The organism is Amorphoplanes friuliensis DSM 7358 (assembly GCF_000494755.1).
In the GTDB taxonomy this organism is placed as follows: Bacteria; Actinomycetota; Actinomycetes; order Mycobacteriales; family Micromonosporaceae; genus Actinoplanes; species Actinoplanes friuliensis.
Genome location: NC_022657.1, coordinates 4,979,985 through 4,996,195, shown reverse-complemented (window position 1 = coordinate 4,996,195; position 16,211 = coordinate 4,979,985). Strand labels below are relative to the sequence as shown.

General features: G+C 72.1%; 15 protein-coding genes. 12 read left to right on the top strand and 3 right to left on the bottom strand.

Annotation, left to right across the window (positions count from 1 at the left end):
* Both AFR_RS23230 and AFR_RS23225 read left to right on the top strand, forming a co-directional pair.
* Entirely contained in the window at nt 1-843 is an 843-nt protein-coding gene (locus AFR_RS23230; RefSeq protein ID WP_041841066.1) for a PHP domain-containing protein, read from the top strand.
* 3 nt (nt 844-846) lie between these two features.
* Nucleotides 847-1,416 carry a histidine phosphatase family protein gene (locus tag AFR_RS23225; RefSeq protein ID WP_052359440.1) on the top strand — a complete coding sequence of 190 codons (570 nt, stop codon included), beginning with the start codon at nt 847-849 and terminating at the stop codon, nt 1,414-1,416.
* Between the two features lie 5 nt (nt 1,417-1,421).
* On the opposite strand, the gene AFR_RS23220 is transcribed toward AFR_RS23225, so the two are convergent.
* Nucleotides 1,422-2,681: an epoxide hydrolase family protein gene (locus tag AFR_RS23220; protein WP_023363393.1), complete on the bottom strand. Its 1,260-nt coding sequence runs from the start codon at nt 2,679-2,681 to the stop codon at nt 1,422-1,424.
* Entirely contained in the window at nt 2,678-3,895 is a 1,218-nt protein-coding gene (locus tag AFR_RS23215) for an epoxide hydrolase family protein (protein WP_023363392.1), read from the bottom strand. The genes AFR_RS23220 and AFR_RS23215 overlap by 4 nt, the downstream gene beginning before the upstream one ends.
* 233 nt (nt 3,896-4,128) lie before the next feature.
* Here AFR_RS23215 and AFR_RS23210 point away from each other — a divergent pair, with 233 nt between their 5' ends.
* The 7 genes from AFR_RS23210 (at nt 4,129) to AFR_RS23180 (ending at nt 12,769) form a co-directional block, all read left to right on the top strand.
* Nucleotides 4,129-6,885 (top strand): AAA family ATPase, encoded by a 2,757-nt coding sequence (locus tag AFR_RS23210; protein WP_052359439.1) that lies wholly within the window; start codon nt 4,129-4,131, stop codon nt 6,883-6,885.
* 88 nt (nt 6,886-6,973) lie between these two features.
* On the top strand, nt 6,974-7,591 hold the full coding sequence (locus AFR_RS23205) for a VOC family protein (protein ID WP_023363390.1): 618 nt from the start codon (nt 6,974-6,976) through the stop codon (nt 7,589-7,591).
* Nucleotides 7,588-8,313 carry an SDR family NAD(P)-dependent oxidoreductase gene (locus tag AFR_RS23200; RefSeq protein WP_023363389.1) on the top strand — a complete coding sequence of 242 codons (726 nt, stop codon included), beginning with the start codon at nt 7,588-7,590 and terminating at the stop codon, nt 8,311-8,313. Before AFR_RS23205 ends, AFR_RS23200 begins: the two co-directional genes overlap by 4 nt.
* Nucleotides 8,314-8,327: 14 nt before the next feature.
* A complete protein-coding gene (locus AFR_RS43825; protein WP_023363388.1) occupies nt 8,328-8,840 on the top strand; it encodes a hypothetical protein in 513 nt (170 codons plus the stop codon).
* A complete protein-coding gene (locus AFR_RS23190; protein WP_023363387.1) occupies nt 8,837-10,309 on the top strand; it encodes an MFS transporter in 1,473 nt (490 codons plus the stop codon). The genes AFR_RS43825 and AFR_RS23190 overlap by 4 nt, the downstream gene beginning before the upstream one ends.
* The gene (locus AFR_RS23185) at nt 10,306-11,028 is read left to right on the top strand and encodes an SDR family oxidoreductase (RefSeq protein ID WP_023363386.1); all 723 of its coding nucleotides are present in this window, start codon (nt 10,306-10,308) and stop codon (nt 11,026-11,028) included. Before AFR_RS23190 ends, AFR_RS23185 begins: the two co-directional genes overlap by 4 nt.
* Before the next feature lie 10 nt (nt 11,029-11,038).
* The gene (locus AFR_RS23180) at nt 11,039-12,769 is read left to right on the top strand and encodes an MOSC and FAD-binding oxidoreductase domain-containing protein (RefSeq protein ID WP_023363385.1); all 1,731 of its coding nucleotides are present in this window, start codon (nt 11,039-11,041) and stop codon (nt 12,767-12,769) included.
* Between the two features lie 342 nt (nt 12,770-13,111).
* Here AFR_RS23180 and AFR_RS23170 read toward each other — a convergent pair whose 3' ends face one another.
* The gene (locus AFR_RS23170; RefSeq protein WP_023363384.1) at nt 13,112-13,810 is read right to left on the bottom strand and encodes an alpha/beta fold hydrolase; all 699 of its coding nucleotides are present in this window, start codon (nt 13,808-13,810) and stop codon (nt 13,112-13,114) included.
* A 70-nt stretch (nt 13,811-13,880) separates the two neighbouring features.
* On the opposite strand from AFR_RS23170, the gene AFR_RS23165 reads away from it, so the two are divergent.
* The 3 genes from AFR_RS23165 to AFR_RS23155 all read left to right on the top strand — a co-directional run bounded on the left by AFR_RS23165 (nt 13,881) and on the right by AFR_RS23155 (nt 16,206).
* Entirely contained in the window at nt 13,881-14,483 is a 603-nt protein-coding gene (locus AFR_RS23165) for a TetR/AcrR family transcriptional regulator (RefSeq protein WP_052359791.1), read from the top strand.
* Between the two features lie 89 nt (nt 14,484-14,572).
* Nucleotides 14,573-15,493, top strand: coding sequence for an NAD(P)H-binding protein (locus tag AFR_RS23160; protein WP_023363382.1), 921 nt, complete (start codon nt 14,573-14,575; stop codon nt 15,491-15,493).
* Complete coding sequence (locus tag AFR_RS23155) at nt 15,490-16,206, top strand: CPBP family intramembrane glutamic endopeptidase (RefSeq protein WP_023363381.1); 717 nt, start codon at nt 15,490-15,492, stop codon at nt 16,204-16,206. Before AFR_RS23160 ends, AFR_RS23155 begins: the two co-directional genes overlap by 4 nt.
* The last annotated feature ends 5 nt before the right edge of the window (nt 16,207-16,211 follow it).

The window sequence follows — 16,211 nt, the reverse complement described above, 5'->3', positions numbered from 1 at the left end:
GTGCCGTTACCTCCGGATCTCCACGTCCACAGTGAGTTCTCGTGGGACACACCGGTGGGCGACATGGAGCAGTCCTGCGCCCGGGCGGTGGAGCTCGGCCTGCCGGCGATCGCGTTCACCGAGCACCTGGACCACACGGTGTGGCGCATCGACGCGGACAGTCCTTACCGCTCGGACCATCTTGCTGCGCTTCTCGACGCCGACGGGCTGCTGACGCCGCCGCCCTTCGACGCCGCCGGCTACTTGGCGGCTGTCGAACGCTGCCGCGAACGGTTTCCCCAGCTGAGGATCCACAGCGGGCTCGAGCTGGGCGAACCGCACCGCCACGCCGGCCAGATCGCCCGGGTGCTGGCCGCCGGCCGCTTCGACCGGCTGCTCGGCTCCCTGCACACCCTTCCTGATCAGGGCGCCTTCGCGGAGCCCTGGGGCATCTACCCGCACCGGGACGCGGACGAGGTGGTGCGGGCCTATCTCGCCGACGTCGTCACGATGGTCTCGACCAGCGAACTCTTCTCGGTGCTGGCCCACATCGACTATCCGGTGCGCTCCTGGCCGGCCGGTGCCGGCCCCTTCGACCCCGCCCGTTTCGAGGAGGAGTTCCGCTGGGCGTTGCGGGCCACCGCACAGTCGGGCCGGGCGCTGGAGGTCAACACCCGGCTGCCGCTGCACGCGACCGTCCTCACCTGGTGGCATCAGGAAGGCGGGGACGCGATCACCTTCGGCAGCGACGCGCACCTTCCCGCTCTGGTCGGCCACGGCTTCCGCGAGGCCGCTGACCTGGCCGAGGCACACGGCTTCCGGCCCGGCCTGAACCCGTACGACCTCTGGCGCAGGGTGGACTGAACGATGACAACAACCGAGATCGCGCTGGTCAGGCATGCGCAGTCCGTTCCGCCGGCTGCTGACGGGCCGGACGACCTCACCCGCCCGCTGACCCCGGACGGGTTGAGACAAGCGGATGACTTGGTCGCCGCGCTGTGCGCACTGCGTCCGGCGGCGGTGTGGTCCAGCCCGTACCGGCGTGCGATCCAGACCGTCCAGCCGGCCGCCGACGTGCTTGGACTGCCGGTTCGCACCCTGGGGGAGCTGCGCGAGTGGGACGACGGCCTCGCGTACACCGACGACTGGGAACGGCACTACGTCCAGAGCTGGGCCGACCCCTCGTACGCACGACCCGGCGGGGAAAGCCTCGACCAGCTCAGCGCGCGGTCCGTCGCCGTCGTGCGGAGGCTCGTCCGCGAGCACCCCGGCCAGGTGGTGCTGGTGGGTGGCCACGGCACGATCATCTCGCGGGTGCTGGCCGGCTTCGGCGTACCCGTGGGGTGGGAGACGGTGAAACGCATGCCGATGCCGGCGATCTTCCGCCTCCGTTTTGCCGGCCCGGACACCCGTCCCGAGGTGTCCGGACCGAGCTGACGGGCTCAGCGGATCGAGCGGAAGGCGGCGCGGAGCTCGCGGGTGAACAGGGCCGGTTCCTCCCAGGCCGCGAAGTGGCCGCCGCGTCCGGCCTGGTGGTAGTAGCTCAGCGTCGGGTAGCTGGTCTCGGCCCAGCTGCGGGGCGCCACGAAGATCTCGCCGGGGAAGGCGCTGAACGAGACCGGGACCGCCACCGGCGGGAGGGTGTGGCCGGCTGACTGGGTTCGTTCCCAGTACGCCCGGGCCGCGGATTCGCCGGTGCCGGTGAGCCAGTAGAGCGAGACGTTGTCGAGGACGTGCTCGCGGGTGAGGTTGCCGGACGGGCGTCCGCCGCGGAAGGCGTGGGAGATCTTGAGGTAGCTGTCGGTGTCGTGGTCGAGCATCCACGCGGCCAGGGCGACCGGCGAGTCCCGTACGGCGTAGCCGACCGTCTGCGGCCGGGTCGCCTGCTCGACGATGTAGCCCTTGCCGCTCGCCGAGAAGGTCTGCAGTGCGGCCGCGGCGGCTTTCTCCTCGGTGGTGTTCGTCGGCAGGCCGGCGGTGCTGCCGAGCGCGGACACCAGCAGGTTCAGGTGGATGCCCAGCAGACCGGCCGGCGCCAGGCGGCCGAGGTTGTCGGTGACGGCGGCGCCCAGGTCTCCGCCCTGGGCGACGTAGCGCGGGTAGCCGAGGCGGCGCATGAGTTCCGCCCAGGCGCGTGCCGTGCGGGCGGTGTCCCAGCCGAGGTCGCCCGGTTTGCCGGAGAAGCCGAAGCCGGGGATCGACGGGAGGACGAGGTGGAAAGCGTCCGCCGCGGTGCCGCCGTGGGCCGTCGGGTCGGTCAGAGGGCCGATGGTCTCCAGCAGCTCGACGATCGAGCCCGGCCAGCCGTGGGTCATGACGAGCGGCAGGGCGTTGCGGTGCTTCGAGCGTACGTGGACGAAGTGGATGTCGACGCCGTCGATCTCGGTCTTGAACTGCGGCAGGGAGTTGAGCTTGGCTTCGAAGCGGCGCCAGTCGTAGCGGTTCGTCCAGAACCGGGCGAGGGCCTGAGCCGTCGCCAGCTGCACACCCTGTGAGCGGTCGTCGACGAGCTCGCGGGTCGGCCAGCGGGTCGCGGCGACGCGGCGGTGCAGGTCGGCCAGCTGCTCGCGCCGGACGGCGACCCGGAACGGGCGGATGCCGGTGGCCGGGGCGGCGTCGGCCGGGACCTGGACCAGCACGGTGGAGGCGGCGACGGCCAGGCTGCCTTGCAGCAGCTGGCGGCGAGTGGGCTGGGGGATCATCGTCGTCCACCCCGCAGCGGACGGAATGCGGCCCGCACCTGCTCCGCGAAGAGTTCCGGCTCCTCCCAGGCGGCGAAGTGGCCGCCGCGTTCGGCGACCCCGTAGTAGTTCAGGGTGGGGTAGGACTGCTCGGCCCAGCTGCGCGGCGTCCGCCAGATCTCGCCCGGGAAAGTGCTGAAACCCACCGGCACGCGAGGGTCCGGCAGCGGTGGCCGGCCGGCGGCGGGCGCGTCCGGTCCATAGGCCTCCCAGTACGAGCGGGAGGTGGACGCCCCGGTTCCGGTCAGCCAGTACGCCGTGATGTTGTCGAGAATGTGGTCGGCGGTGAGGTTGCCCGAAGGTTTGCCGTCGACGAACGCACTCGCGATCTTGTAGTAGGCGTCGGTGTCGTGGTCGATCATCCAGGCGGCGAGGGCGGACGGCGAGTCCAGCAGCGCGTACCCGATGGTCTGCGGCCGGGTCGCCATCTCCACGAAGTAGCCGTTCCCACTGGTCTGGAAGACCTTGAGCGCCGCGAGGGCGGCCTGTTCCTCCTCGGTGGTGTTCGGCAGCGACGCCGGGTCGTTGAGCGCCGTCACCAGCAGGTTGGTGTGGATGCCGGCCAGCCCCTGCGGGCCCAGCCGCCCCATCGCATCGGTGACACCCGCACCGACGTCACCACCCTGTGCCACGTACCGGTCGTAACCGAGGCGGTCCATCAGCTCGGCCCAGGCGCGGGCGGTGCGGACGAGGTCCCAGCCGAGCTCGACCGGCTCCGCCGAGAAGCCGTACCCGGGCAGCGACGGCAGCACCAGGTGGAAGGCGTCCGCGGCGCTGCCGCCGTGCGCGGTCGGGTCGGTCAGCGGGCCGACCGAGTCGAGCATCTCGATGACCGATCCCGGCCAGCCGTGCGTCATGATCAGCGGCAGGGCGTCCGGATGCCGCGACCGGATGTGCAGGAAGTGGATGTCCACACCGTCGATCACGGTGGTGAACTGGGGCACCGCGTTCAGGCGGGACTGGACCCGCCGCAGGTCGTACTCCTTCTCCCAGTACTGGCCCAGCGCTTCCATCGTGGCCAGTTGCACCCCCTGGGAACGATCGCCGACGAGCTCGCGGGTCGGCCGGAGGGTGGCCGCCAGGCGGCGGCGCAGATCGTCGAGCGCCCCTTCGCGGAAACGGACCGTGAACGGTCGGATCGCCCGGCTGGCCGGTTGCTGTTGCTGCGTTGTCATCACTCGCACTGCCTTTCGGTCGGAGTCCCGTTCACAGCCTGGCCAGGCCCGGACACGGCTCGCACCCGTGAGCAACCCTGGTGAGCAACCCTGGTGAGCAACCGGGTGAGCCCCCGTGACCGACGTGACAAAAGGCTTCAAAGGGGTTTCCTTCGGCGCCGATGAGGACGACGATGACGCCGGTCGGCGAGCGCGTTCAGGCACGGAACGAACCTCGACGAAGGCGGACATCGGTGGCGCAATGGGGGACAGGCGCGGGCGACGGCGGAACGCTGCGCCTGCTCGGGCGGAGCCGGGAAAGCGCGGAGCTCGACCGGATGGTGGCCGCGGCCCGGAGCGGTGAGAGCCGCGTGCTGGTGGTGCACGGCCCGCCGGGCGTCGGCAAGACCGCCCTGCTCGATCACGCACGGCAGGCGGCAACCGGCCTGCGGGTGCTGCGGGTGTTCGGTGTCGAATCCGAGATGGAGCTGGCGTTCGCGGCGCTGCATCAGGTGTGTGCGCCGCTGCTGGAGCTGCTGCCCCGCCTGCGGGCGCCGCAGCGGACCGCGCTCGAGACCGTGCTGGGCCTGCGTGCCGGCGCGCCGCCCGACCGTTTCCTGGTCGGCCTGGCCGTGCTGAGCCTGCTGTCGGAGGCGTCCGAGCAGGGTCCGCTGCTCTGCGTCGTCGACGATGCACAGTGGATGGACCGGTCCTCGGCCCAGACGCTGAGCTTCGTCGCCCGTCGCCTGCTGGCCGAGTCGGTCGCGCTCCTCTTCGGTACGCGCGACCGCGACCCGGATCTGCTCGGCCTGCCCGAGCTGGAGGTCACCGGGCTGCGCGACGCCGACGCGCACGCCCTGCTCGACGCGGTCACCCGCGGCACCCTGGAGCGGCACATCCGTGACCGGATCGTCGCCGAGACCCGGGGCAACCCGCTCGCCCTGGTCGAGCTGCCGCACGGGCTCTCGGTGACCGAGCTGGCCGGCGGGCTCGGTCTGCTGCGCGCCGGTGCGCTGCCGGGCCGCATCGAGCAGAGCTTCCTCGGCCGCATCAGGGAGCTGCCCGACGAGACGCGGACATTGCTGCTGGTCGCCGCGGCCGAGCCGGTGGGCGACCCGGCGCCGGTGTGGCGGGCCGCGGGCAGGCTCGGGGTGACACCGGCGACTGCCCTGGCCAAGGGAACGGACGGGCTGCTGTCGATCGAGGAGCGGGTGACGTTCCGGCATCCGCTGGTCCGGTCGGCCGTCTACCACTCGGCCGAGCCCGGGGAGCGCCGGGCGGTGCACCTGGCGCTGGCCGAGGTGACCGACGGGACGACCGATCCGGACCGCCGGGCCTGGCATCTGGCGTCGGCCGCCGCCGCACCCGACGAGGCCGTGGCGGCCGAGCTCGAACGCTCGGCGGGGCGGGCGCAGGCCCGTGGCGGACTGGCCGGCGCCGCGGCGTTCCTGCAACGGGCCGTGCAACTGACGACCGACCCCGCCCGCAGGGCCGACCGGGCGCTGGCCGCGGCCGGCGCCACCCTGCAGGCCGGCGACATCGAGGCGGCGGGCCGGCTGACCGCGATCGCCGTCCGGGACGCTCCGGACGAGTTCACCCGGGCGCGGGCGGCGCTGATCCGCGGCCACATCGCCTTTTCCGCCGGTCGCCACGACGAGGCGCCCCGCGGTCTGCTGGCGGCGGCCCAGCGGCTCGAGCCGTTCGACGCGAAGCTGGCCCGCGAGACGTACATGCTGGCGTGGGGTGCGGCGTTCATGGGCGGTGGCCAGGAAGATCTGCTCGCGATCTCCCGGGCTGTCGCCGCCCTGCGGCGCCGCGGTGGACCGCCGCTGCCGATCGACCTGGTGCTCGACGGGTTCTCCTCGCTGGTCCTGGGGAGCCGGACCGACGCGGTCCGGGTGCTGCAGCAGGCCACGGTGGCGCTGGCGGACCTGCCCGTGGAGGACATCCTGCTGTGGGGCTGGGTGGCCAACACCGTTCCGGTGTCCGTCTGGGACGACGTGGCGATGCAGACGATCACCGACCGCTGGGTCGACGTGATCCGGGCCGCCGGCGCCCTGGGTCATCTCCCGCTCTACCTGACCGGCGCGGGCATGTCACGCTCGTTCACCGGCGACCTCGCCACCGCCGGTGATCTCGCCAGCGAGGCCGACACCGTCGCCGCCGCGCTCGCACTGCCGATCTCGCCCTACCTGCAGCTGCGGCTGACCGCCCTGCGGGGCCGGGAGCCCGAGGCGTCGGCGCTGATCACGGAGACGATCGCCCGGGCGGACGCCGCCGGTGAGGTACTGGGGGTGACGATCGCCCAGTGGTCGGCCGCGGTCCTGGACAACGGCCTGAGCCGGTTCGACCAGGCGATGTCAGCGGCCCAGGTCTGCACCCGCATCGCCGAGCTGTGGATCTCGGTCTGGGCGCTGCCCGAGCTGGTCGAGGCGGCGGCCCGCCTGGGTGAGCTGGAGATCGCCCGGGCCGCCCTGGACCGGCTGACCGAATCGGCCGGGCCGTGCGACACCGACTGGGCTCAGGGCACTCTGGCGCGGTGCCGGGCGCTGCTCAGCGAGTCGTCGGCCGCGGAGGGCCACTTCCGGACGGCCGTCGAGCGTCTCGGCCGCACCGAGCTGCGTCCCGAGCTGGCCCGGGCCCACCTGCTCTACGGCGAATGGCTGCGCCGGGACCGGCGGCGGATCGAGGCACGGGAACAGCTACGGACCGCGTACGAGATGTTTGTCCTGATCGGGATGGAGGCCTTCGCCGAGCGGGCCCGCAGAGAGCTGCTGGCGACCGGTGAGACGGTGCGGAAACGCCGCGTGGAGGCCGCGGCGCCGGACCAGCTGACACCCCAGGAACGCCAGATCGCCGTGCTGGTGCGCGAGGGTTTCTCCAACCCGGAGGTCGCCACCCGGCTGTTCATCAGCCCGCGCACGGTGGAGTGGCACCTGCGCAAGATCTTCACGAAGGTCGGGGTGACCTCGCGCCGGCAGCTCCGCGAGGCCCTGCCCCGGGACACGTGAACCAGTGTGTCTCCCTGGCGCGACGGGGTCGCGGGTCGCGCGAACCTCCTCGGGTCGGCAATCGCTGCGAACGCAGGAGGCGCACGTCATGGACATGAAGCTCGAGGTTGTCGTGGTCCCGGTCTCGGACGTCGATCGGGCCAGGGACTTCTACACGGGACTGGGCTGGCGGCTCGACGCGGAATTCGCCGCCGGGGACGGCTTCCGGGTCGTGCAGGTGACCCCGCCCGGCTCCCCGGCCTCGGTCATCTTCGGCACCTCGGTCACGGCCCAGGCGCCCGGCTCGGCGCAGGGCCTGCACCTGATCGTGAACGACATCGACGCCGCGTACGACGAGCTGAAGCGGCACGGCGCCGAACCGGGCGAGGTGTTCCACGACGCGGGTGGCGTCTTCCACCACGCCGGGACCGACGCCCGGGTGCCCGGCCCGCACCCGGAGCACGCGAGCTACGGCTCGTTCCTGTCGTTCAGCGACCCGGACGGCAACGGCTGGATCCTGCAGGAGGTCACCACCCGGCTCCCGGGGCGGGTCGATCCGGCGGCCACGACCTTCGCCTCGACCGCCGACCTGGCGGCCGGGCTGCGCCGGGCGGCCGCCGCCCACGGTGAGCACGAGAAGCGGATCGGCGCCGAGGACCCGGACTGGCCCGACTGGTACGCCGACTACCTGGTCCGAGAGCAGGCCGGTACAGAGTTGCCGTCGTGACGTCCCGCCGTCCCGAGCCGCTGGAGGGTGCGGTCGCGCTCGTCACGGGGGCCGGCGACGGCGTCGGTGCGGCCACCGCGCGGCGACTCGCCCGCGAGGGTGCGGCGGTGGCCCTCGTCGGCCGCCGCCGTGACCGGCTCGACACGGTGGTCGGCGAGATCAAGCTCGCCGGCGGTCACGCGGTGGCGATGGACACCGACATCACGGAGCCGGACCGTGCGTACGAGGCGGTGCAGGACACGATGGACCGGTTCGGCCGCCTCGACGTGCTGGTCAACACCGCCGCGATCATGCTGCTCAACTCCGCGCTGCACGCCGGTGTCGAGGAGTGGGAACGGATGATCGCGCTCAACGTGCGGGCGCTGCTGCACGTCACGCACGCCGCCGTGCCGTTCCTCATCGACGCCGCCTCGACGTCGCCGCGGCAGGTCGCGGACCTCGTCAACGTCAGCTCGACCGCCGGGCGGGTGGCCCGGCCCGGCAGCAGCGTCTACAACCTGACGAAGTTCGGCCTCAACGGGTTCACCGAGTCGCTGCGCCAGGAACTCATCCCCGAACGGGTCCGGGTCAGCGTGGTCGAACCCGGCACGGAACCGGTGATCGCCGGGGCCGAGGCGCTGTGGGCGGACGACATCGCGGACGCCATCGGATACATCGTCACCCGCGACCGGCGGGTGGCAGTCAACGAGATGCTGGTCCGGGCGGGCGACCGGACGTGGTGAGGGGAGCACAGGCGATGGGATCGACGACACCACTGGGCGCGGTCGTCCGGGGACTGGTGGCCGGAGCCGTCGGCACGCTGGCGATGGACGCCCTGCTGTACGCCCGCTACCGGCATGGCGGTGGCCAGGAGAACTGGCGCCGGTGGGAGTTCTCCGGCGACGTCCACGGCTGGGACGACGCACCCGCACCGGCACAGGTCGGCCGCCGCCTCGTCGAGGGTGTGTTCCAGCGCAAGCTCCCGGACTCGCGGGCACGGCTGGTCAACAACATCACCCACTGGGCGTACGGGATCGTGGCCGGCGCCTCCTACGGGCTGCTCGCCGGGTCGACTTCCAAGCCACGGGTGTCCTTCGGGCCCCTCTTCGGCGCCGGTGTCTGGGCGACCGGCTACGTCGTGCTGCCTCCGGCGGGTCTGTACAAACAGATCTGGAAGTACGACCGGGTCACGCTGGCCAAGGACCTCTCCGCCCATCTGCTCTACGGCACCACCACGGCGGCCGCGTTCGCAGCACTGGCGCGGCGATGATCCGCCTGCGCAGCCGTACCGGTGCCGCGTTGATCACCGCGACGGTCCTCGCCTCGATGGCCGGATTCCTGGACGCCAGCGTGGTCAACGTGGCGATCCCGGCCATCGGCCGTGACCTCCAAGCCGGCGTTGTCGCTCTGCAGTGGACGGTGGCCGGATATCTGCTCACCGCGGCCGCACTGCTGCTGGTGGCGGGCGCGCTCGCCGACCGGTTCGGCCGGCGCCGGGTGCTGATCGCCGGTCTGGCGGTCATGCTGGTGGCGTCCGTGCTGTGCTCGGCCGCGTCCTCGGCCGGTGAACTGATTGCCGCCCGGGTCCTGCAAGGTGTCGGCGCCGCGCTCGTCGTGCCCAGCAGTCTGGCCCTGCTCAACGGCACCCTGTCCGGGGCCGACCGGGCACCCGGCATCGGCATCTGGGCCGGCCTGTCCTCGCTCGGCGGTCTGCTGATCGGCCCGTTCGCCGGGGGCTGGCTGGTCGACCACGTCTCCTGGCGGGCCATCTTCCTGCTCAACATCCCCCTGATCCTGGCCGCCCTGCTGGCGCTGATCCCGGTCCCCGAGGCGGCACACCCCACCGAGGGCCGGCTGTCCATCGACACGGCCGGCGCGCTGCTGGCCGTGCTCGGCCTCGGCGGTCTGATCGACGCGCTGACCACCGGGTCGGTCGAGGGCTGGACCAGCCCCCGGGTGATCGCCGGACTGACCGTCGGCATCGTCTGCCTCGCCGCGCTCGTGCCGGTGGAGAGGCGTGTCCGGCAGCCGATGCTCAAGCTGTCGCTGTTCGGGTCGCGCCAGTTCAGCGCGATCAACCTCGCCACGGTGCTGTTCTACGGCGCTCTGGCCGCCGCCGGATACCTGCTGGTGCTGCGCTGCGAGCTGACACTCGGCTGGTCGGCGACCAGGGCGGGTTCCGTACAGATTCCGGCGTCCGCGGTCTTTCTGGCTCTCTCGCCCGTCAGCGGTGTCCTGGTACGCCGGGTCGGCCCGCGCCTGCTGATGACCGCGGGAATCGCCGCGGTCGGCCTGGCCTTCCTGTGGCTCGCGATCGTCCGCGGCGGGTACGCCGGGGCGATTCTGCCCGCCGTCCTGCTCTGGGGTGTCGGTCTCGGGCTGACCGTGACACCACTGACCGCCGCCGTCCTGGCCGCGGTCGGCGACGGTGACCTCGGCGAGGCCTCCGCGATCAGCGACGTCGCCTCCCGGCTGGGCGGTGCGGTGCTGACCGCGCTGGTTCCCGTGCTCATCGGGGTCCAGGCCGGGCGAGGGCTCGGTCCGGCTCTCACCGACGGGTACCGCCCGGCGATGATCGTGCTCGCTGCCCTCTGCGGTGTCGCCGCGGTGATCGCGGCCGTCTACGTCCGGGCCGGCCAACCCGTCGCATCATCCCCGATCCGCTTCGCTCCACCCGCCCCCTTCCACGGGTGCGCCCCGGTCCGTACCGTCGTCCGACCCTCGGAGGTGTCCTCATGACCGGCTCCCTGCTCGGCCAGACCGTCGTCGTTCTCGGCGGCAGCGCCGGCATCGGCCTTGCCACCGCCCGCGCCGCCACCGCCGAGGGCGCCGGTGTTGTCATCACCGGCCGCACCGGGAGCAGGCTCGAAGAAGCTGCCAAGGACGTCGGCGCGGTCGGTCACGCCGCATTCGACGCCACCGACTCCGGCCGTCTCGGGACCTTCTTCCGTACGCTGCCAGGGCCGGTGAACCACGTGCTGGTCAGTGGGAGCGGCCCGATGTACGCGCCGCTGGCCGAGCTCGACACCGCGGCGGCCGCCCGCCATGTGGGCGATCACTTGAAGCTGTACCTCGACGTGGCCCAGCTGGCGGCGACCGCCGTGCAGCCCGGCGGCACCGTGCTCTTCATCAGCGGCACCGGCGGAAGGCGTCCGGCCGTCGGGCTCAGCGTGATCTCGCTGCTGACCGCCGGGATGCCCGCGCTGGTCAAGAATCTGGCCCTGGAGCTCGCACCGGTCCGGGTCAACCTCATCGCGCCCGGTTTTGTGGACACGCCGCTGTCCGCGTCCCTGCTGGGCGACGGACTCGACGCACGGCGGGCCCAGCTCCGTGAGACGCTGCCGATCAGGCGTGTGGTCGGGCCGGACGATGTCGCCGCGGTCGCCGTGCACCTCATGGTCAACACCGCGCTGACCGGCGCGACCTTCGACGTCGACGGCGGACAACAGATCATCTGAGGAGCGGGCGATGGGCACTCTGCGATCGGTCAACGTAGGCAGACCCCGGAACGTGTCCTGGCAGGGCCGCACGGTCCACACCGGCGTCTGGAAGGCTCCGGTCGACGGCCCGGTGACCGTACGCAGGCTCAACGTCGACGGAGACGGTCAGGGTGACCTCGGCGGCCACGGTGGCGAGCAGCGGGCGGTCTTCGTCTACCAGCTCGACTCCTACCGCTACTGGCAGGACTTCCTGCACCGCGACGACTTCACCCACGGGCAGTTCGGCGAGAACTTCACCGTCGACGGGCTCGGCGACGACGAGGTCTGCATCGGTGACCGCTACCGCATCGGCGGGGCCCTGCTGGAGGTGACGCAGCCGCGGGTCACCTGTTACCGGGTCGGCATCCGGATGGCGGACCCGCGAATCCCGGCGTTGCTCGTGCAGCACCACCGCCCCGGCTTCTACTTCCGTGTCCTCCAGGAGGGTGAGGTGACTGCCGGCGACGACATCATCAAGGTCGCCGACGGCCCGCAGCGCATGACGGTCGCCGAGGTGGACGCGCTGCTCTACCTGCCCGGCCACGCACCCGCGGACGTCGAGCGGGCGCTGCGGATCCCGGCGCTGAGCCCCGGCTGGCAGGCGTCGTTCCGGGCGATGGCCGGGGCGCCCGGCACACCCGGCAACGTCGGCCTGGTCGCGACGGCACCACCGCCGGCCTGGCCGGGCTTCCGCCCGCTGCGGGTGACCGCCGTCGTCCCGGAGAGCACGACGATCTCGTCGATCCTGCTGGCCGACCCCTCCGGCGCCCCTCTGCCCCGAGCGCTTCCGGGCCAGTTCCTCACGGTACGCGTACAGCCCGGCCCGGACGCCGCACCGCTGATCCGCAGCTACTCCCTGTCCGGGGCGCCCGGCGCCGATCAGTACAGGATCAGCGTCAAACGGGAGGACCACGGCGCCGCCAGCACGTACCTGGACGCGCGGCTCCGGGCCGGCTCGCTGCTGGAGGCCGCCGCACCCCGCGGCACCTTCACCCTCGCCACCGGTACGGCTCCCGTGCTGCTGGTCAGCGGTGGTGTCGGCGCCACCCCGGTGCTGGCCATGCTGCACGCACTGGCCGCCGAGAAGTCCGACCGGCCGGTGTGGTGGATCCAGGCCGCCCGCAGCGAGGCTGCCCGCCCGTTCGCCGCGGAATCGGCTGCGCTCCTCGAACGCCTCCCGTCACCACGGTCGCTGGTGTGCCTGAGCCGCCCGGACCCGGGTGACGACTTCACCGCGACCGGCCACCTGTCCGCGGAACTGCTGACCGGGCTCGACCTCCCGGCCGATGCTGACGCGTACGTCTGCGGCCCGGCGGCTTTCCTCCAGGAGGTGACGGCGGCGCTCGTCACGGCCGGTGTTGCGCGGATCCACACCGAGGTGTTCGGTGCGCAGGCGGCGCTGACACCCGGGATCGCCGCGACCCGGGCCGGGCCGCCACATCCGCCCGCCGGCCCGCCCGGCACCGGGCCCGACGTGTCCTTCGCCCGCAGCGGCCTGTCCGTTCCGTGGCAGGACGGCTACGGCAGCCTGCTCGACCTGGCCGAGGCGTGCGACGTCCCGGTGCGCTGGTCGTGCCGCGCCAGCGTCTGTCACAACTGCGAGAGCGGGCTGCTGGCGGGCGAGGTCCGTTACGACCCCGAACCCGCCGACCCGCCCGCCGACGGCACCGTCCTGATCTGCTCCTCCCGACCCACCGGCCCGGTGGTGCTCGACCTCTGAGGGATCGTCGGTCCACTACAGCTGGGAAAGGGGGAAGCGCAGTCGTTCGAGCAGCTCGGGGTCGTCGGCGATGTCCCACTTCGTTGCCGATCGCCGGCGCGTGGCCAGCGAAAGGCATTGCACGCAACGCCGGAACTCCCGCGCGGGGAGCAACTCATCCGACTCGTCGCGAGTCTGAGTGCCCACTGCATTGAGCGAGAGAGGCTCGCCGCACACCGGGCAACGGTGAGTGGGATGCGGTTTTCGGACGGACCCGCCACGTGCGTCAGTCACCGTCGAAGCCTATTCAGCGGGGACCGGGAGCGGTCGTGAAACTCCGAGGCCTGCGCGACTTCTGAGAGATCACCCGGCCAGGAGTGCCTTGGCCACCTCGTCCGGGCTGGTCAGGAGGGCTTCGTGGCCGCCGGGAACCAGGACCGGCTGCACGCCGACCCGGGCGGCGAGTTCGGTCCCGGGGGCGGCCAGGGAGATGTCGTTCTCGGCCAGGACGTAGGTGATGGGCAGGCCGAGCGTCTCCACACCGGGCAGGTCCAGCGCGTCGAGCATGTAGCCGCCGGGCTGAGGCATCAGCTGGTCGTAGACGAGCCGCTGCACCGCCTCGGGTTCGCCGGGCATGAGTCCCTGCTGGAAGGTGGGGAAGTCCAGCCCGATGGTGCGGTCCGGCGAGGCGGCGATGGTGTCCGTGAGGAAACCCTCCATCGGCCCCATCGCCCGGGCCATCGACTCGCCGCGCCGGGGGATGAAGGCGCTGAAGTAGCTGATGCCGGCGAGCCGGTCACGCAGCCGATGGGCGGCGCCGGTGATCGGGATGCCGCCCCAGCTGTGGCCGACCAGGACAACTTCGCGCAGGTCGCGACATTCGACAGCGGTGACGATGTGGTCGACGGCGTCGTCCAGCGACAGGCCGGCCGGGTCGTCGCCGAGGCTCAGGCCGGGCATGGTCAGCGCGGTGGCGCCGTGGCCGGCCTCGCGCACGCGGTGCCCCACCGGATGCCAGGACCATCCGCCGTGCCAGGCGCCGGGGATGAAAACGAAGTGCATCGGACCTCCATGAGTTGATCAGAGTGCACTCTAGCGAGTGGATGACGCTCTCGGCTCTATGATCACCGTCATGCCGTCCGCCCGCCGAGCCGAGTACGCCGACCAGACCCGCCGGGCCATCCTGGAAGCGGCCCGGTCCCTGTTCACGGACCAGGGCTACTTCGCGACGAGGGTCGAGCAGATCGCCGCCGCCGCGCGGGTCGCCCCGGCCACGGTCTACGCCGTCGGCGGCGGCAAGAACGGCCTGCTCCGCACGCTCATCGAGTCGGCCGTGACCTCGGACGAGAACGCCCGCATCTTCGCGGAGATCGAGGCCGCCACCGACCCGGAACGCCTGATCGCGCAGGTCGTCGGCGTGTCCCGGACCAAGTTCGGGCAGTGGTCGGCACTGATGCGTCAGGTCGTCGCCGCGGCTCCCCAGGAGCCGGCGGTCCGCGAAAGCATGGAGATCGCCCACGCGGGGCTGCGCAACGGTATGCGCCTGACCGCCGAGCGCCTGGCAGCGCTGGGTGCACTTCGTGACGGCGTGGACGCAGCCGAGGCCGCCGACATCCTGTGGCTCCACCTGTGCAACGCGGCCTACTTCATCCGCACGGACGACCTCGGCTGGTCGCTCGACAAGTCGGAGGCCTGGCTCAACGCGGTTCTGCCGCGCGAGCTGCTGCGCCGCTGACACGGTCGCCGGCACGCCGGGAAGATTTGCCGGTGTGAGCCTGGCGGCGTGCGGGTGGGTCCAGGCGGCATCGGGGGTAGTAGAACCGCGTGACCAAGACAGTTCTGGTGAGTGGTGCGTCCGGTTTCATCGGTTCCCATGTGGCGACGCGCCTGGTCGAGGAGGGCTACCGGGTGCGTGCCATGACCCGGCACCCCCGGGATTACCACGGTGCGGGTGAGCCGGTCGAGGCCGACGTGTCCGATCCAGGCAGTCTGGCGGCGGCGTTCGCCGGGGTCGACGTGGCCTACTACCTGGTTCATTCGCTGGGGTCGGACGACTTCGAGCAGCGCGACGCCGATGCCGCCCGCAACTTCGCCGAGGCGGCGGCCGCCGCCGGCGTGGAGCGGCTGATCTACCTCGGTGGTCTCGGCTCCAACACCGGGAAACTCTCGGCGCATCTGCGGTCGCGGCGTGAGGTCGAGACGATCCTCAGGGCCGGTGCGGTGCCGGTGACCGTGCTGCGCGCCGCGGTGGTCATCGGTCACGGCGGCATCTCCTGGGAGATGACCCGCCAGCTCGCCGACCGCCTGCCGGCGATGGTCACCCCCCGATGGGTACGCACCCGGACGCAACCGATCGCCCTCCCGGACGCGGTCCGCTACCTGGTGGGAGTCCTGGAGCCGGTCGAGGCCCGCGGCCGCACCTACGAGATCGGCGGGCCGGAGGTGCTGCGGTACATCGACATGCTGCAGCGGGTGGCCCGGATTAGGCACAGCCGCCTGCCGAACCTGACCGTGCCGCTGCTCACACCGCGGTTGTCGTCGGCGTGGCTGCGGTTCGTCACGGATGTCGACTCGGCGACTGCCCGCAACCTCGTCGACTCGATGACCACCGAGGTGGTCGTCAACGACGACGCCATCACCCGGCTCGTGCCGGGAACGCCCATCGGGTACGACGAGGCGGTGCGGCTCGCCCTGGCCGATCGTGCCCGGGCCGCCGGGAACGACCAGGTCCGGGCTGCACGATGACCTCGCCGTGGCTGGCCCGCGCCAGACGTGCCGTGGCGCCCTCGCTGATCGATCAGGTCGAGCGCGACCATCAGCAGACGGACCAGGAGTTCCGCCGGCGGCGCATCGTCGTCGTGGTCACCCTGATCGCCGGCGCCGTCCTCCTCGGGATCTCCCTGTCGGTACGCCCGGGCGACGACGTCTTCTACCTGCTCACCGTGCTCGTCGCGCTGACCTGGGTCGCCGGGGCGCTGCTGTCCGGGCCGCTGCACCTGGGCCACATCCCGTTCCGGGACCGGCTGCGCCGCCCGATCGTCACCCCGATCCTCACCGGGCTGGTGCTGGGCGCTGTTTTTGTGGTGGGCTCGCTCGTCGTCCGTGAGGTGCCGCCGCTGCGTGAGCTCGTCAACAGCGTCCTGGCCCACGCCCGTTACGGCGCCCTGGTGCCGATCGTGGCGGTCACCCTGCTCAACGGCGTGGCCGAGGAGGTCTTCTTCCGCGGCGCCCTGTTCGCGGCGATCGGGCGCCGTCACGCCGTCCTGATCTCCACCGTCGTCTACGCCGCGGCCACCATGGCGACCGGCAACCCGATGCTGGTCTTCGCCGCGTTCCTGCTCGGTCTGGTCCTGGGTCTGCAACGGCGGGCGTCCGGTGGCATCCTTGCGCCGATCCTGACCCACATCACCTGGTCGACGACGATGGTGCTGGTGCTGCCCGCCCTCATCCAGCAGTAGGCGGA

Excerpts from the sequence above, each read along its gene's own strand:
- AFR_RS23205 (WP_023363390.1), top strand. The coding sequence starts at position 6,974 with ATGGACATGAAGCTCGAGGTTGTCGTGGTCCCGGTCTCGGACGTCGAT.
- AFR_RS23185 (WP_023363386.1), top strand. The coding sequence starts at position 10,306 with ATGACCGGCTCCCTGCTCGGCCAGACCGTCGTCGTTCTCGGCGGCAGC.
- AFR_RS23180 (WP_023363385.1), top strand. The coding sequence starts at position 11,039 with ATGGGCACTCTGCGATCGGTCAACGTAGGCAGACCCCGGAACGTGTCC.
- AFR_RS23155 (WP_023363381.1), top strand. The coding sequence starts at position 15,490 with ATGACCTCGCCGTGGCTGGCCCGCGCCAGACGTGCCGTGGCGCCCTCG.
- AFR_RS23170 (WP_023363384.1), bottom strand. The coding sequence starts at position 13,810 with ATGCACTTCGTTTTCATCCCCGGCGCCTGGCACGGCGGATGGTCCTGG.
- AFR_RS23165 (WP_052359791.1), top strand. The coding sequence starts at position 13,881 with ATGCCGTCCGCCCGCCGAGCCGAGTACGCCGACCAGACCCGCCGGGCC.
- AFR_RS23220 (WP_023363393.1), bottom strand. The coding sequence starts at position 2,681 with ATGATCCCCCAGCCCACTCGCCGCCAGCTGCTGCAAGGCAGCCTGGCC.
- AFR_RS23190 (WP_023363387.1), top strand. The coding sequence starts at position 8,837 with ATGATCCGCCTGCGCAGCCGTACCGGTGCCGCGTTGATCACCGCGACG.
- AFR_RS23215 (WP_023363392.1), bottom strand. The coding sequence starts at position 3,895 with ATGACAACGCAGCAACAGCAACCGGCCAGCCGGGCGATCCGACCGTTC.
- AFR_RS23225 (WP_052359440.1), top strand. The coding sequence starts at position 847 with ATGACAACAACCGAGATCGCGCTGGTCAGGCATGCGCAGTCCGTTCCG.
- AFR_RS43825 (WP_023363388.1), top strand. The coding sequence starts at position 8,328 with ATGGGATCGACGACACCACTGGGCGCGGTCGTCCGGGGACTGGTGGCC.